Here is a 1,768-nt window from a genome sequence, read left to right on the forward strand (position 1 = left end):
AACTCTACATCACGGTGAGGGACTTTCCGGGGGGCAGGTCAACTGGACATGATCCTTGCCCTCGGTCGCGCATTGCCGGGCCAGTTTGGCGTATTCGCTCTGGAACGTCGGCAGCTTGAGCTTCTTGAGATGATGCTGGAGCAGCACCTGCGGCGTATCGCTCATGATGGCGCCCCGGAGATCAGGCTCATGTAGCTGGCCGGCTTCGTGGTCTGAACCCGAGCCCGGGGCAGGTAGGGATAGATTTCCAGATCGAGCCGCGGCGGCCGGCGTTCGATGCGACACAGCACCAGGTGCTTGACGGCGTCATAGCCGATTGCCCCGAGATCGAGGGCCTGCCGCACGGCGCCGTGGACATGGTCCATCTCGAAGGTCTCGAGGAGCCGCAGCACCTGCACGTACTCGCGCTTGCCCTTCTTGCCCATCCGCACCTCGAGCAACCGGTGCAGCCTGGCAAACTCGCCGGGTAGATCCCAGCCCTGCAGCGGTGCTGCCTGATCAAGAGCGCCGACCTTCTGCTCGAGCAGCGGCAGGAAGTGCATCGGATCGAAGATCATGTCGGCCTTCTCGTAGGACCGCCGATGCCGCGCGATCACTTCCGTGTCGCAACCGATGACGACCTCGCTGATATAACCGCGGACCTGGACCTCGCGATGAGCATAGGCGACCGGCACCGAGTAGTCGTTGCAGTGGTAGCGTACCATCGAGATCGAGGTGGCCCGGGTACTGACCTTGTGGCAGGCGTCGTAGGGCGCGGCCGGTCGCGGCAACAGGGCATCAAGATCCCGCAAGAGACGCTCTCCGATCGTCTCGCCGTGCCCCCTGAGCACTTCATCCTGGCGTTCGAGACACCGTTCCTCCAGCCAGGCGTTCAGCGCCTCGAAGCTCTCGAAATGTGGGATCGGCACCAGGAAATTCCGACGGCCGAAACCGATCCCTCCCTCGACGTGTCCTTTGTCGTTTCCCTTGCCAGGCCGGCCGAACCGGTCCTCGAACAGGTAATGCGACTGCAGTTCCAAGAAGACCCGGGTGCGCTTGCGGGTCCCGTCGCCGAGGATCTTCGCCACCGCGATGGTGGTATTGTCGTAAAGGATCGACGCCGGCACACCGCCGAAGAACGCGAAGGCCGCGACATGCCCGTCGCAGAACGCCTCGGTCGTCTCGGCCGGGTAAGTCTTGATGAACAGCGCATCCGAGTGCGGCAGCGCCATCGCGAAGTAATGCAGCTTGCGCCGGACGCCGCCGATCACGCCGACCGCCTCACCGAAATCCACCTGCGCGTGCCCCGGCGGGTGCGCCAACGGCACGAAAACCTCGCGCGACCGATGTTTCCTCTCCCGGACGTAGTCGGTGACGATCGTGATGCCGCCGGTGAACCCGTGCTCGTCGCGCAGCCGCTCGAAGATCCGCTTCGCCGTGTGCCGCTGCTTCTTCAACTGGCTTTTGTCGTCTTCCAGGATCTGGTCGATGATCGGAACGAAGGGATCGAGCTTGGGCCGCACCGGCGGCTTCGAGCGCCGGTAGCCAGGCGGCACGGAGTGCTTCAGGATCTTCGCCACCGTCTTCCGATCGATCCCGAACACCCGCGCCGCTTCGCTCTTGCTTGTCCCGTCGACATGGCACGCCCGGCGCACCCGTCCGTAAAGGTCCACTGCATACATCTCCCCGCCTTCAGCTGGTTGCTTCAGGCGAAAGATGCGGAATCTTACTCCGCGACGGTCAGATCATCCGACCGTTTCCGCTGACCAGTTTGTCACCGGGATTCACA

2 protein-coding genes are annotated in these 1,768 nt (G+C 63.5%); both read right to left on the minus strand.

Annotated features, from left to right (window positions below):
• Positions 1–9: 9 nt before the first annotated feature.
• Positions 10–165 (minus strand): periphilin-like transcriptional regulatory Lge1 domain-containing protein, encoded by a 156-nt coding sequence (locus tag AX756_RS25405; protein ID WP_438938422.1) that lies wholly within the window; start codon positions 163–165, stop codon positions 10–12.
• A complete protein-coding gene (gene istA, locus AX756_RS24610; protein WP_068318499.1) occupies positions 162–1,661 on the minus strand; it encodes an IS21 family transposase in 1,500 nt (499 codons plus the stop codon). The genes AX756_RS25405 and istA overlap by 4 nt, the downstream gene beginning before the upstream one ends.
• Positions 1,662–1,768 lie beyond the last annotated feature (107 nt).

The organism is Aliiruegeria sabulilitoris (genome assembly GCF_001558155.1).
GTDB lineage: Bacteria > Pseudomonadota > Alphaproteobacteria > Rhodobacterales > Rhodobacteraceae > Tropicimonas > Tropicimonas sabulilitoris.